At 63.4% G+C, this 13633-nt stretch carries 11 protein-coding genes; 2 read left to right on the forward strand and 9 right to left on the reverse strand.

The genetic code is table 11. From position 1 onward, the window contains the following. Nucleotides 1–347: 347 nt before the first annotated feature. The 5 genes from VGH41_RS24215 to VGH41_RS24235 all read right to left on the reverse strand — a co-directional run bounded on the left by VGH41_RS24215 (nt 348) and on the right by VGH41_RS24235 (nt 7667). Entirely contained in the window at nt 348–1307 is a 960-nt protein-coding gene (locus VGH41_RS24215; protein WP_331600192.1) for a dimethyl sulfoxide reductase anchor subunit family protein, read from the reverse strand. Beyond that, a complete protein-coding gene (locus tag VGH41_RS24220) occupies nt 1304–2122 on the reverse strand; it encodes a 4Fe-4S dicluster domain-containing protein (RefSeq protein WP_331600193.1) in 819 nt (272 codons plus the stop codon). Before VGH41_RS24220 ends, VGH41_RS24215 begins: the two co-directional genes overlap by 4 nt. A 13-nt stretch (nt 2123–2135) precedes the next feature. Continuing rightward, the gene (locus tag VGH41_RS24225; RefSeq protein WP_331600194.1) at nt 2136–5057 is read right to left on the reverse strand and encodes a molybdopterin oxidoreductase family protein; all 2922 of its coding nucleotides are present in this window, start codon (nt 5055–5057) and stop codon (nt 2136–2138) included. A gap of 318 nt (nt 5058–5375) precedes the next feature. Continuing rightward, a complete protein-coding gene (locus tag VGH41_RS24230; protein WP_331600195.1) occupies nt 5376–5822 on the reverse strand; it encodes a hypothetical protein in 447 nt (148 codons plus the stop codon). Nucleotides 5823–6614: 792 nt separating this feature from the next. Beyond that, nucleotides 6615–7667, reverse strand: coding sequence for a sulfonate ABC transporter substrate-binding protein (locus tag VGH41_RS24235; RefSeq protein ID WP_331600196.1), 1053 nt, complete (start codon nt 7665–7667; stop codon nt 6615–6617). 295 nt (nt 7668–7962) lie between these two features. On the opposite strand from VGH41_RS24235, the gene VGH41_RS24240 reads away from it, so the two are divergent. Further along, a complete protein-coding gene (locus tag VGH41_RS24240; RefSeq protein WP_331600197.1) occupies nt 7963–9171 on the forward strand; it encodes a GAF domain-containing sensor histidine kinase in 1209 nt (402 codons plus the stop codon). 103 nt (nt 9172–9274) lie between these two features. Here the strand turns inward: VGH41_RS24240 and VGH41_RS24245 are convergent, their stop codons facing one another. Continuing rightward, nucleotides 9275–9811, reverse strand: a complete 537-nt coding sequence (locus tag VGH41_RS24245; protein WP_331600198.1) for a carboxymuconolactone decarboxylase family protein — start codon at nt 9809–9811, stop codon at nt 9275–9277. A gap of 202 nt (nt 9812–10013) precedes the next feature. On the opposite strand from VGH41_RS24245, the gene VGH41_RS24250 reads away from it, so the two are divergent. Further along, nucleotides 10014–10913, forward strand: a complete 900-nt coding sequence (locus VGH41_RS24250; protein WP_331600199.1) for a DMT family transporter — start codon at nt 10014–10016, stop codon at nt 10911–10913. Between the two features lie 42 nt (nt 10914–10955). Here the strand turns inward: VGH41_RS24250 and VGH41_RS24255 are convergent, their stop codons facing one another. From VGH41_RS24255 to VGH41_RS24265, 3 genes are read right to left on the reverse strand one after another with little or no spacing between them, the layout of a single operon-like run. Beyond that, on the reverse strand, nt 10956–12092 hold the full coding sequence (locus VGH41_RS24255; RefSeq protein ID WP_331600200.1) for a hybrid sensor histidine kinase/response regulator: 1137 nt from the start codon (nt 12090–12092) through the stop codon (nt 10956–10958). Next, nucleotides 12089–12733, reverse strand: coding sequence for a chemotaxis protein CheB (locus VGH41_RS24260; protein WP_331600201.1), 645 nt, complete (start codon nt 12731–12733; stop codon nt 12089–12091). Before VGH41_RS24260 ends, VGH41_RS24255 begins: the two co-directional genes overlap by 4 nt. A gap of 43 nt (nt 12734–12776) precedes the next feature. Next, the gene (locus VGH41_RS24265) at nt 12777–13625 is read right to left on the reverse strand and encodes a CheR family methyltransferase (protein WP_331600202.1); all 849 of its coding nucleotides are present in this window, start codon (nt 13623–13625) and stop codon (nt 12777–12779) included. Nucleotides 13626–13633 lie beyond the last annotated feature (8 nt).

A 13633-nucleotide genomic window follows, 5' to 3' on the forward strand; every position in this document is an offset into this window, starting at 1 on the left:
CGGCAAGCGACGATGCGACTTATCCCGCGGAGATTCAGGCCGCCGAACGACGCGTCGCCATGGAACAGCAGGCCGCGCAGCCTGGCACGGGCAGCTACGGGCCCGCGACGAACGGTTCGGCTCAAGCAGGTGGGCAGACCATGTCACCCGCCGCAAGTCCGGCTAACGTGGGCAATTAATCTTCGACTCAGCGCTGCCAGCCATCCGGCACGCTCAAGCCGGCCAGATGATTAGCAGTCCATTCGGTTGCAGCGAGCCAGACCCGGGTTACAGCATCACGCGTTTCACTCCTGGGCAGCACCGGGCGGCCCGGCATCCGGGGCGCGTCCCGCGCCCACACCGCCCATTCACGAAGCCTGCTGGTAATACAGGTTCTGTGGATGCCTTGCCTCCGCAAAAAAGAACCAGCGCTCCGCGACGAGCCCCGCATACTGGACCGCGCAAGCCACGCATAACAGCGAGGCGGACAGCATCACCGAAGGCACGCTGCCACCCACCGCAATCAGCACAAAAGGAATGGCGAATGCTGCGACGAGGAAAGTCCACTTGATCCGCCGCAGCGTTTGCGGTGTTTTACCGTGAAAGAACTCGCGCAGATTGAAAGCGCCTGCTGTAAAGCCGCGCGACTTCTGCTCGAGCTTCGTCGTGTGAATGCCGGTCGCGCTCTGCACGGTGGATTTCGGCCGTAAGCGTCCGTTACGTCGCAGCGAGGCAACGCGGCTGATGCAGCCCGCCAACGTCAGGACACAAGCACACGTGGCGAGTCCCGCGATCAACGACGGTGCCAGCCATGTGGCGCAAGCGGTCGCAAAGGTGAAGCCCGACGCGCAGCCCAGCAACACGAAGTTGACTAGCGTGAGCGGCGTGGCCCACTCCTGCAGGAATCGCAGACAGGCGTAGATCATCGCAGTGCAGACGAACAACGTGGCACTCGCGATCACGCCGAGCACACCGATGGCGAGCGACCACGGCGAGCCGAACCAATGTGCAACACCATAAGCAAACGCACACGCCAGAAACACCGGCAGCGCCAGACATTCGCGCGAAAGCCATGAGGTGCGCCACATTGCGATGGCACGCCAGGCGCGTTCGGGATGACCGAGATGGAAAAACGAAGCCAGCAGCCCGAGCCCGCCCAGTGCGACGGAAAGCGCTGCGCCCGCCACAAAGAATAGGGGTGACGGCGCGGCACTGGCCGCAATCCATCCGAGGCTTGTGGCCAGTTCGACGCCGACCAGCGCGATCAGCAAGCCTTGCCCTGCGCCGCTCAGCGTGGTCAGGAACACCACAGAAAACGCCGGATTCATGCTCCTCTCCCCAGGCTCAGAATATTGAAGACGCGTCCGAGCATGCCGGATACGGCGCCTTTCGCAGCGCCGTTGCGTCCGGCATGAAGATGCGCCGGCTCGAAAGCCGCGCCGTCCGCGGATGCCAGCACCGCGTCTTGCGTACTGGCAGCCTGCGCTTGCTGCGACTTGCATGCGCACGATTCGCCGCCGCAGCCATCCGTTTTGTGGCGCGGCAGATAATGATTTGCCGGCTTCGTGCCCCACTCGGGCATCAGCTGATAGCCACCGCGCTCGCGGATAGCTTGCGAGACCACCGAATCGGGATCGTGGATATCGCCGAACAGGCGCGCCGAAGTGGGGCACGCCAGCACGCAAGCCGGCTTTCGATCGCGCTCCGGGAGCGCCTCGTTATGGATCCGGTCCGCGCACAGCGTGCACTTGGTCATCTCCTTGCGCTCTTCGTCGAGTTCGCGTGCACCGTAAGGACAGGCCCACGAGCAGTACTTGCAGCCGATACATCGGTCGAAGTCCACCAGTACGAGGCCGTCTTCCTTGCGCTTGTAGCTCGCACCGGTCGGACACACCGGCACGCACGGCGGATCCTCGCAGTGCAGACACGATTTCGGAAAGTGGATCGTGTCGGTCAGCGGAAATTCGCCTGCCTCGAAGGTCTGCACACGGTTGAAGAAGGTGCCGGAGGGGTCGGCGTCGTAGGGCCGGAAATCCGCCAGACTGCCCGCCTCGCCGGATGTGTTCCACTCCTTGCAGCTCGTTACGCACGCGTGGCAGCCCACGCAGACGTTCAGATCGATTACGAGTGCCATCTGGGTCATTGCATGCTCCTCGTCATTTTTGTCCGGGCGTGCCGCGCAAGCGGGCGGAAAATTCGCCGCGGCCCGCGAAGTAGGTCTGCACGATGCGGCGAATCACTCCGGTCGTACCCGGCAATGCCTGCATCGGCGCGAATTGCGGCAACGTATGATCCGCATCCGCCTCGGCTGGGTACACGCGCACACGGACGTCGTACCAGGCCGCCTGACCGGTGATCGGATCCGAGTTCGACATGCGTGCATCGGTGGCGCTCGCGCCCGGCAATTCGTCGGTGATCAGATGGTTGAGCAGGAAGCCGTGCTGCGATTCGTTGGCGTCCGGGCCAAGATTCCAGGCGCCGGCCGCCTTGCCGATGGCGTTCCACGTCCACACCGTGCCAGGCTCGACGGCCTCGCTGTAGCGCGCCCTGCAGCGCACCTTGCCCCACGACGATTCGACGTAGATCCAGCCGCCGTCTTCAATGCCGTTCTCACGCGCCATCAGCGGATTCATGAACAGATAATTCTCGCCGTGAATCTGCCGCAGCCACGCGTTTTGCGAGTCCCACGAGTGATACATCGCCATTGGCCGTTGCGTGACCGCCGCAAGCGGATAGCGGGTGCGATCCGTCGCGGCCAGTTCAAGCGGTTCGTACCAGAACGGCAATGGATCGAAATATCGCTCGACTCTCGCGCGCAGATGCCCGGGCGGCTGACGCCCCGCGGTTTTGCCCTGCGCGGCGAGCCGGAAAGTCTGCATCACTTCCGAATACAGCTGGATCACGATCGGCGTGTCGAACTTGCGAAAGCCGTGCTCGACCGACCACTTCAGATAAGGCCCGTTGACGCCGCGCATGTATTGCAGCGTCTGCGGCAGCGTGTAATGGAACACGCAGTTGTGGCTGGCGTACTGCTTCCATTGATCCGGATTCGGCTCACCGACCAGCGCCTTGTCGCCGTCCTTGCCGCGCCAGCCGATCAGAAAGCCCACTCCGGAATGGGGTGAAGTCTGGAAGTTGACGACGAAGTCCGGATAGTCACGGAATTTGCGCGTGCCTTCTGCCGTCGTGAAAGCGGGCAGCTTGAGCCGGCTCGCCAGCTCGATCAGCACTTCCTGAAACGGCTTGCATTCGCCCGTGGGCGGCACGACCGGCACGCGCACCGAATCGACCGGGCCGTCGAACTCGGAAATCGGGCGGTCGAGCATCGACATCGCGTCGTGGCGCTCCAGATACGTGGTGTCGGGCAGAATCAGATCGGCGAATGCGGTCATCTCCGACTGGAACGCATCGCACACCACCAGAAACGGAATCTTGTACTCGCCGTTCTCGTGTTTGTCGGCGAGCATCTTGCGCACTTCCACGGTGTTCATCGACGAGTTCCATGCCATGTTGGCCATGAAGATCAGCAGCGTGTCGATGGGATAAGGATCGCCGCGCCACGCGTTGGTGATCACGCTATGCATGAGGCCATGGACCGCCAGCGGGTATTCCCACGAGAAGGCCTTGTCGATGCGCACCGGCTGGCCGTCGGCGTCGATGAACAGGTCTTCCGGCGCGGCCGGCCAGCCGAGCGGGCCGTTGGCGAGCGGCGTGTTCGGCTGGACGGCGTCGGGACTGTTCGGTGGTTTCGCCGACGGCGGCACGGCGCGGGGGTACGGCGATTTATGCCGGAAGCCGCCCGGCCGGTCGATCGTGCCCAGCAAGGACATCAGCACGGCCAGAGCGCGGATCGACTGAAAACCGTTCGAATGCGCAGCAAGGCCGCGCATCGCGTGAAAGGCAATCGGATTGCCGGTCACGGTTTCGTGCTCTTGCCCCCATGCGTCGGTCCACGCAACCGGCAGCGTGATCTTGTGATCGCGCGCGGTTTGCGCCATCTCGCGCGCGAGGCGGCGGATCGTGTCGGCGGAAATGCCGGTGATGTCGGCCGCCCATTCCGGCGTCGTGTCGGCGACCCGCTCTTTCAGCAGCGCGAACGACGGTGTGACCGGCGTGCCGTCATCCAGCGTATAGCGTCCTGTGAGCGCCGGCTCAGCGCCGGGCGTGTGGTGTTGTACCGCGCGTTGCGTCTTGAGATCCCACCAGAGATGATTCTGCGGAAACAGCGGGTTGCTTTCCGGCAATGTCGAATCGCGCACGAAAAGGCCGAACGTGTCGCTGTCCGCATTCATGTCGAGCAGTTCGCCGGCGTTGGTGAAGCGTGCGACGAACTCGTGGTCGTAGGCATCCGCTTCCAGCAGTTCGTGAATCAGCGCCATGAACAGTGCGCCGTCGGTGCCGGGGCGGATCGGCACCCATTCGTCGGCAATCGCGGCGTAGCCGGTGCGGATCGGATTGATGGCGATAAAGCGGCCACCCGCGCGCTTGAATTTCGACAGCGCGATCTTGAGCGGATTCGAATGATGGTCTTCCGCGGTTCCGATCATGAAGAACAGCTTGGCGCTGTCCAGATCCGGACCGCCGAACTCCCAGAACGAGCCACCGATCGTATAGATCATCCCGGCCGCCATGTTCGACGAGCAGAACCCACCGTGCGCCGCGTAGTTGGGCGTGCCGAACTGCTTGGCAAACAACCCGGTCAACGCCTGCATCTGGTCGCGGCCGGTGAACAGGGCAAACTTTTTCGGGTCCGTGGCGCGCAGATGAGCAAGGCGCTTTTCGAGCGTGGCGAACGCCACCTCCCATGAGACCGGCTCGAACTGCGCGCTGCCGCGCTCGGCGCCCGCCTTGCGCATCAGCGGCTGGGTCAGGCGCGCGGGCGAATATTGCTTCATGATGCCCGACGAGCCCTTTGCGCAGATCACCCCCTGATTGAGCGGATGCGCGGGGTTGCCGTCGATATAGCGCACTTCGCCGTCACGCAGATGCACACGGATGCCGCAGCGGCACGCACACATGTAGCAGGTCGTGGTTTTGACTTCGAGCGTCTCGTTCTGAGTGCGCGCGTGGTGTTCCATCCGGACCTCCTCTGGTTACTCAACTGCTTCGGCCCGTTCCAGCGCGTCTGCACGGGCGGGCAAAAACCGACGTAGCCATCGTAAGACCGATCCATGCAAAAGAAAAATCGCGATTTAATACCGGATATATCGCCTGATCCGATAGTTTGTGGAGGCCCCGGCAATGAGGCGACCGAGGTACGCCGCCAGCGGGCAGGCGCGTATGAGCGCCCGGCAGGCAAGCTCTGGGTGCGGCGCCTTGCCCGATATGCTTTCGGTTTTCGGCTTTCGGCTTTCTGATCAATGCCCGTCTGACACCATTCCCGCAGTCGGGCCGCTTCAATTCGCCTTACACAGCACGGCCGTCATGATGAGCGGCATCACTTCATGTACGGCGGCGTCGCTGCCGGCGTCATGCAGATGCGTCTTGACCGCTTCGCTGGTCCCATACACGACGACGCCGTAGAGCGAGCCCGTCATTGCCAGGCCGCTGCCTTTGCTGAACAGCGCGTCGTCCTGGTCGTAACCGAGCACGGCGTAAACGCGAAAGCCGAACGCGGTCAGATTGCTGCCCTTGGTGGGACGAAAGGCGTTCACGGAGTTGGCTTCGACGTGCATCGGCTGCGGCTCGATGTACTGGTCGCTCTGAAGAGAGGCAATGAACGTATGCGCGTTCGAAGTGCAGTCGAGTTGCGCGTCGAGCTCGTGGGGCAACACGTGGGTGGAATGGAGCACTGCGCCAATTGCAGCAAGCAGGCTCAGCGCGTTGGGAAGGCACTTTCTCATGGTGATGCGTACCTCAATTCCGGGCAAGGTGTCAGGCACACGGAGCTCACCTCAACGTAGTAGCTTCGCTCCGCTCGATCTGTACGGCAGCCATCAATGCAACCTACCTGAGCTTCAGCACTTCGCGCCGGATCCGGGTCGTTTCGCGACGCACCACGTCATTTTGTCGCAAACCGCCCGGACGTGATGCCGAAACGGCCAAGCGTGCACGTCATCCCCCACCTGTCGTTGACCCACGTGGAGCCTGTCATGTTCCCAACTCTGCTCCGCCAGGCATCTGATTGGGTCGCGGGCGCCTCGCCCTGCTTGCCTGTGTCGGCCTGAGGCCGAGCCGTGTGGGCGGCAGATGCGTAGCGCGACGGGGTTGCCCATCCAGATGGCGGTACGGTCGTTTTACGAGGTCGCGCCTGTCTTTATTCGTCAGGCGCCAGCGCTCGCTTGCTGCGCGGCTGCGCGGTGGGCAGTTGGTGGCGTGGCCGCGCTAGCGCTTGCGACGAGGTTTGGTGCGTAGAGCGGGGATGGGACTCGAAGCCCGCTGGAAAACGGCAGCGTGCTCGTGCCCGGACGGCGGCGCTACGGCTGGCTTTGCCGAGCGGGCAGAGTCATGGGAGCAAGCTCGTGCGTGCACGCCGAGGCGATCGCGAGCGCCTCGCAGCGGGCACGCTCACGCTGAACTCGCGGGTAGCGCCGGCGCAGCTGGGCATGAGCCGGTTGTGTTCGGATGGGTTTAAAGAAAGGTGAAACGCGCCGGCGCGGTCATGCCGGGTCCGCTCCCGACGCCTTCGTCAGCCGTCAGGCCGTGTTCCAGCGCGCGTCCGCAACGGTCAGCTTCTTCGGAATGAGCTTCAGATCCGTGAAGGTATCGGCAATTTGCTGCTGATAGGCGAGCGTGGCGTCGGTGATCGGCTGAACGCCGTAGCCGGCGCGGCCTAACGCGACTTCGAGCGTGGCGGCGTCGAGCCCGACCAGCGGCGACAATTGCGCGGCCACTGCGGGGATGTTGTCGCGGCTGAACCGATCGACCTGATTGAGTTCGTCGAGCAACACATGTAGCACTTGCGGCTGGGCCGCCGCGAACTTGCGGGTGGCAACGTAATACTGCGTGTTGCGCACAAGGCCTTCGCCGTTGGTCAACACACGCGCATTGGCCTGGCGCTCGATGGCGGCCAGATAGGGATCCCAGATCACCCAGGCGTCGATGCTGCGCTGGACGAAGGCGGCGCGGGCGTCGGCGGGCGTCAGATAGATGGGTTGGATGTCCGTGTAGGTGAGACCCGCGCGCTGCAATGCCTTGACGAGCAGAAGGCGCACGTTCGAGCCGCGGTTGAGCGCGACCTTCTTGCCGCGCAGATCGGCCACCGTGTAGACCGGTGAATCGTGCGGCACCACCAGCGCTTCACCCTTCGGGGCCGGCGGTTCATTGGCGATATAGACGAAGTCGACGCCCCCCGCCTGAGCAAAAATGGGTGGCGTTTCGCCGACCGTGCCGACATCCACGGCGCCCGCATTCAAACCTTCCAGCAATTGCGGACCGGCCGGGAATTCAAGCCACTGGACGCTGATGCCCTGGCTCGCAAGCCGCTTTTCGAGGGTGCCGCGTGCCTTCAGAACGACGAAGTTGCCGTACTTCTGAAAGCCGATTCGCAAGGTTTTAGCATCGCCTTGCGCAAAGGCGGGTCGGCTCGCCAACAGGGCGCCTGCTCCGCCGGCGAGCGCGGCGCCGGACCCCAGCGCCCATGCGGCGGCCTTCAGAAGCAGGCGACGGCTGGAGTCGGCGGGGGGCGCGTCGTCTGGCTGCGCGCCGTTTTCTCGCGTGCTATGTCCGCTGTGTCCTTCTGAAGCCATGTGGGTTCCTTGCTGTTTCGTGATGAGGTGCGGGTCCGGCTGCAAGGCCCATCGCCTTGGCGATGCCTAGGATAGGCGCGCGTCTGTGCGAACCGAACCAATCATTGCGCATATGCAAAGCAGCGGGCGTGTGAAGCCGGCAGGCGCTTGCGTGGCGCGGTTGGCTCGCCAATGCCGCCACGTCCGTCGGGTCCGGATGCCGGCCTTTCGTCGGATGGTTGGGTGGTTTATTGATCGCCCGGTACGGTAGCGTGGTGGAATAAGGCAGAATGTGACAAACCGGGCACATCAAAACGTGACACAGCTACCCACTTCAATCGATACGCAGGAATCGCTGGCGCGCGACATCGGCGCAGTTGCGCGCATCAGCGCCGTGCCATCCATCTTGAGCATGATTTGCGACGAGACCGGCATGGGCTTCGCCGCGGTCGCACGCGTGACCGATGCCACGTGGATGGCCTGCGCGGTGCGCGACAATATCGGCTTCGGCCTTCAGCCGGGCGGTCAGCTGGAACTTAAGACCACCCTCTGCTTCGAGTCGCGCGCGGCGCGCGCGCCCATCGTCATCGATCATTTCAGCAAGGACGCCGTCTACAGCGGCCATCACACGCCGGCCATCTACGGTCTGGAAAGCTATATCTCGGTCCCCATCATCCTGCCCAACGGCGAATACTTCGGCAATCTGTGTGCGATCGACCCGCGCCCGGCCCAGGTGTCCGAGCCGCGGATCGTACGGATGTTCGAGGTGTTCGCGAACCTCATTGGCATGCAGCTGGAAGCCGAAAAACGGCACTGGTCCACTGAAGCACTGCTCATGAACGAGCGCGAGACAGCCAATCTGCGCGAGCAGTTCATTGCGGTACTGGGACATGATTTGCGTAACCCCCTCGCGGCCGTGAGCGCGACGGCCGAGGTGTTGTGCCGCAAGACCACGGATCCGGATTTGCCGACTATCGGCAAGCGGCTGAAGTCGACCGCCTTTCGTATGGCCCGCCTGATTGACGACGTGATGGATTTTGCCCGCGGGCGGCTCGGCTCGGGGATTGCGGTTTCCATTCAGCCTGTGGCGGATCTGACGCCGCAGTTGAAGGCCGTGGTCGACGAGCTGCGTGATGCGAATCCCGCGCGGGTCGTGAATTGCCGGCTGGACATTCCTGGCCCGGTTGATTGCGATGCGGGGCGCTTGCAGCAGTTGCTGTCCAATCTTTTAGGAAATGCGATTTCGCATGGCGCCGAGGATCAGCCGGTCGATGTGGTTGCGCGGGTTGAAGAGGGAACGCTTCTGCTCTCCGTGACCAATGGCGGCGATGTGATTGCCGTGGATTCGCTATCGCGGGTTTTCGAGCCTTACTGGCGACCCGCTACCAGCGCGCGTGGCGGCGGCCTCGGGCTTGGGCTCTACATCTGCAAACAGATTGTGGATGCGCATGGCGGGGCTCTGGAGGTTGCTTCGTCGGCTGATGCTGGAACGACGTTTCTCGCCCGGATTCCCGCAGGCGTTTGAGTTTTCTGCGCCCTTCAGGCCGTTTTTTACTGGCCTTTCCCAAACAAGCGTGGTCGGCGAACCGGCCACGCGCACCTCACTTCAATGCGAAACACCCGGTCATTCAGGCGACGGCCGGGAAATCCAGCGTCGTATCGTTCACCCGGTTCACGAGATTGGTGAACGTGATCGACGCAATGACCAGCGTCACCTCGACCACTTGCTGTTCGGTATAGCCCGCGTCGCGGAATGCTTCGAGCGCTTCGACGGGTACCGTGCCGCGCGTTCCCACCAGCGTGCGAACGAAACGCACCAGCGCATCACGCTTTGCGTCGCCGGTCGGCTCGCCTGCGCGGACCTGCTTCATGGCTTCCGGCGAGAGGCCGGCGAACTTGCCCATCAGCGTATGGGCAGCAATACAGTAATCACAGCCCGCCACTTCGCTCACAGCAAGCTTGATGGTTTCGATGTCGGCTTTGGCGAGGCTGCTGCCCCCGATCGCGGCTTCCAGGTTCAGCATCGCGCCCAGCGCGGCCGGGCTATGCGTGCCGATCGTCGCATAGGCGTTCGGCACTTTACCAGCGGCCTTTTTGATTTTGGCGAACAGTTCTGCGGCGGCGCCTTCGGCGGCTTCGGGCTTGATCGTGGTAAGACGGGACATGATTGACTCCTTGAAGTTTGGGTTCGTCTGCTAGCCATGTCGTATGGCATGGAAGTCAGTGTAATCAGGCAGGACGAGTTGATTAATGCCGCAATGACACAACTTCATGCTCAAACGTCTCATCCAGGTTCTCAATCATCATATGAACGATCCGCTTCGCGCGCTATCATGAAGCCCTCCCTTCTCAGCGCCGCGAGCCTCGATGCCAGCCGCCACCACGTCGCCGGGTACCGCCCTCCCGCTGCGCAGCGTCGCGCAGATGCTGGCCGCCATGTTCTGCTTCGCCGTTGTGGATGCGCTCGCCAAATCCATCACCGCGCATTATCCGGCGAACGAAATCACCTTCTTCCGGATGCTCTTCGGCCTCGCGCCGGCACTCCTGCTTGCCGCCCGGGCGCGCCAAGGAGGCCCGTTGCTGCGCACGCGTCACTGGCGCGCGCATCTCGAGCGCTCGATTGCCTTGATCGCAACCCTGGGCCTTTTCTTTGCGGGCTTACGGTACGTGCCGCTCAGCGAAGCAGTGGCGCTGGCCTATACGGAAACCCTGTTCGTGATCGTGCTGGCGCCGCTCGTGCTGAAGTCCGGCTTGCGGCGGCGCGAATTGCTGGCTGCCGTGATCGGCTTCACCGGCATTGTGCTGGTGGTTCGGCCCGGCGGAGCGACGGCGAGTCTGCTCGGACCCGCGCTGATCCTGCTGAGTGCGATCTTCGGCGCGCTGTCGGTGATCCAGATCAAGCGCATTGGTCCCACGGACGACGCCAGCCTGATCGTGCTGTATTCCACGCTGATTAGCGCCGGGGTAACGGGCATCTCGTTGCTGTTCGCGTGGCAGACGCCCAGCTTCGGCCATCTCGGCATCCTCGCGCTTCTCGGCGTGGCCGCCGGGACGGGCCAGTTGCTGATGACCTCGGCGTTTCGCCACGGCGAAGTCAGCGTGCTCGCGCCGTTCAACTACACGAGCATCGTCTGGGCCACATTGTTCGGTTATGTGCTGTGGGGCGAGTCGGTCGGCCTCGTGCCGCTGCTCGGTATCTTGCTGATTGTCGGCAGTTCGGTGGCCGTCGCCATGCGCCGCAAGGAACCGGATCAACTGGGCGTGTGAACCCGCTCGCCATAGCCAGCCGGGTTTGCCCGGGCTACCCGTTCAACCGGGCCAGCGCTGCGTCAGCGAACCGCGGGTAAATTTGGCTGCGCGCGGCAAATCGACCGTAAATACCGTGCCGTTCGCCTTGTCCGAGTGCACGTCGACCGTACCGCCATGCATCTGCACAATCTCGCGCACGATGTGCAGCCCCAGCCCGAGCCCTTCCCGAGGACGCCCGCCCACGCCGCTCGAACCGAATGCCTTGAACAGATGCGGCACGATGTCGGCGGGAATGGTGCCGCGATTGCTGACCGAAAGAACCACGTGATCGCGCGCGCTGGCGTCGACGTCGACCGTGATCTCGCCGCCCGGCTCGCCGTGATGCAGCGCATTGCTGACGAGGTTGGAGATGGCCTGCCACATGAGATCGACGTCCCAGCTTCCCTCCGAATCACCCTCGCTGCGCAGCACGATCTGAGCCGCGCCGCTCTGGGTGGCGAACTCGTCGATCACCGACTTGCACAGCACGGCCAGCTCGGCCGGACGCGGTTGCAGTTGCAGACGGCCGCCCTGCAGACGCGCGAGGTTGAGCAGCTGGTCGACCATGCGCGCCATGCGCAGCGAACTGTTCTTGATGCGCGTCGAGGTGGTCGTCACCTGTTCGCCGGCGCCCACCCGCATCAGATACTCGGCAGATGCGAGCACCGCGCCCAGCGGCGTACGCAGATCGTGGCTCAGCACCGCCATCAGCATTTCGTTGGCTTCGAGCATCTGGCGCGTGGTCACCAGTTGCGCGGCGAGCTGGCGTTTTTGCTGCTCCAGTTGCACGAACACATCCACCTTCGATTGCAGGATGCGCGGATCGAACGGCTTGTAGAGAAAATCCACCGCGCCCGCTTCGTAGCCGCGAAAGGTGCGCGACGCGTCCTGGGCAGTCGCCGTCAGGAAGATGATGGGCACATGCGAGGTGCGCGGACTGCCGCGCATCAAGGCGGCCAGTTCGAAGCCGTTCATGCCCGGCATGTTGACGTCGAGAATGGCGAGCGCCACTTCGTGCTTGAGCAGCAGGTCGAGCGCAGCCGTGCCCGACTCCGCCACGAGCAAGGTGATCTCCGGCCGCGTCAGCGAAGCTTCGAGCGCCGTGATGTTATGCGCGATGTCGTCGACGATCAGAACGTTGACAGGTGGATTCGTCATGGCATCGATTCAGGATGGGTGGTCGTTGAGGCCGGTAGTCTGGCAAGACGCCGGGCCATAGTTGTAGGTATCAGTACTTCGTCGGCGGCGCCGCGCTCGATCGCGGCGCGCGGCATTTCCGGCGACGCCGCGCTCCCAGGCGCCTGCACCCAGGTCGCGCCGCCCATGGCGCGCACGGTTTCGAGGCCGCGCACGCCGTCCTCGTTGGCACCCGACAGCAGGATGCCGAGCAAGCGCTCGCGATACACCCAGGCCGCGGATTCCATCAGCACGTCGATGGAGGGCCGCGAAAACCGCACGGCGGCCTCCGTCGACAGCGCTATCGTGCCGTCGTCTTCGATCAGCATGTGATAGCCGGGCGGCGCCACATACACGCGGCCGGCGAGAATCCGCTCACCCGCATCCGGTTCGACGACCGGCAGCACACTGCGATAGCCGAAGGTCTGCACCAGATAGCTCGGCGGCGCGGGCGGCAGATGCAGCACGATCGTGACCGCCGGGTTAAAGCCCTCGGGCAACGCGGCGAGCAGTATGTTCAGCACGTCGATCCCGCCCGCCGAACCGCCGATCGCCACCATGTCGAACGCGCGCGAACGCGTCGAAGCGGCCTCTGGTTCAGTGGATGGTGGATTGGCTGGCATAGGATTCGCGCAAGGCCTGTCTGAACGTTTGCATGTCTTCACACTAACGCTTCTGGTAGATGCGCTCGCGCGGACAAAACTCGTCGAACGCGTCGTGCTGACTCGAAAATCGCAAGCTCTCCTTGCTGCCCAGGCCGAGAAAACCGCGCCGCACGAGCGCGTGCTGAAACAGGCCAAGGGCGCGGTCCTGCAACGCGCGATCGAAATAGATCATAACGTTTCGGCACGAAACCAGATGTGCTTCAAGAAACACTTCGTCCGTGGACAGACTGTGATCCGCAAAGACCACCCGGTCTTTGAGCGCGCCCGCAAAGCGCGCCCCGCCGTAGGCCGCGTGGTAGTAATCCGAAAGCGAACGCTTGCCGCCCGCGGCAAGATAATTTTGCGTAAAGCCGGCAATCCGGTCCAGCGCGTAAATACCCGCTTCGGCGCGCGCCAGCGCGTCGGGGCTGATATCCGTGGCGTAAAACAGGGTGCGCTCGGTCAACCCTTCTTCGTCGAACAGGATTTTCAGCGACCACAGTTCCTCGCCCGTACTGCAGCCCGCCACCCAGACCTTGATGGACGGATAGGTCTGCAAAACCGGCATCACCTGCTGGCGCAGCGCGAGGAAGTACGACGGGTCGCGGAACATGTCGCTGACCTGCACCGTCAGGTATTGAAACAGGCGCGAAAAATCCGCGCCGCTGCGCATGATCCGGTCCTGCAGCTGCGACAGCGAATCCAGACCGAACTCGTCGAGCGCCTGCAGGAGACGGCGGCGCAGCGACGACATCGCATAATGGCGAAAATCGTGCTGATACTTGAGGTAGACGGCCTCGAGCAGCAGCTTCAGTTCGATGTCGAAATCGCTGATACGCTGCGGCCGGGCTTGCGGCGCAGAAGGGTTCATGACGGTCG

It is taken from the genome of Paraburkholderia sp. (assembly GCF_036488795.1).
Taxonomy (GTDB): domain Bacteria; phylum Pseudomonadota; class Gammaproteobacteria; order Burkholderiales; family Burkholderiaceae; genus Paraburkholderia.

What these genes read in the sequence shown, in the direction of transcription:
- VGH41_RS24215 (WP_331600192.1), bottom strand. Translation starts at nt 1,307, where the DNA reads ATGAATCCGGCGTTTTCTGTGGTGTTCCTGACCACGCTGAGCGGCGCA.
- VGH41_RS24260 (WP_331600201.1), bottom strand. Translation starts at nt 12,733, where the DNA reads ATGCCAGCCAATCCACCATCCACTGAACCAGAGGCCGCTTCGACGCGT.
- VGH41_RS24235 (WP_331600196.1), bottom strand. Translation starts at nt 7,667, where the DNA reads ATGGCTTCAGAAGGACACAGCGGACATAGCACGCGAGAAAACGGCGCG.
- VGH41_RS24245 (WP_331600198.1), bottom strand. Translation starts at nt 9,811, where the DNA reads ATGTCCCGTCTTACCACGATCAAGCCCGAAGCCGCCGAAGGCGCCGCC.
- VGH41_RS24225 (WP_331600194.1), bottom strand. Translation starts at nt 5,057, where the DNA reads ATGGAACACCACGCGCGCACTCAGAACGAGACGCTCGAAGTCAAAACC.
- VGH41_RS24250 (WP_331600199.1), top strand. Translation starts at nt 10,014, where the DNA reads ATGCCAGCCGCCACCACGTCGCCGGGTACCGCCCTCCCGCTGCGCAGC.
- VGH41_RS24230 (WP_331600195.1), bottom strand. Translation starts at nt 5,822, where the DNA reads ATGAGAAAGTGCCTTCCCAACGCGCTGAGCCTGCTTGCTGCAATTGGC.
- VGH41_RS24220 (WP_331600193.1), bottom strand. Translation starts at nt 2,122, where the DNA reads ATGACCCAGATGGCACTCGTAATCGATCTGAACGTCTGCGTGGGCTGC.
- VGH41_RS24265 (WP_331600202.1), bottom strand. Translation starts at nt 13,625, where the DNA reads ATGAACCCTTCTGCGCCGCAAGCCCGGCCGCAGCGTATCAGCGATTTC.
- VGH41_RS24255 (WP_331600200.1), bottom strand. Translation starts at nt 12,092, where the DNA reads ATGACGAATCCACCTGTCAACGTTCTGATCGTCGACGACATCGCGCAT.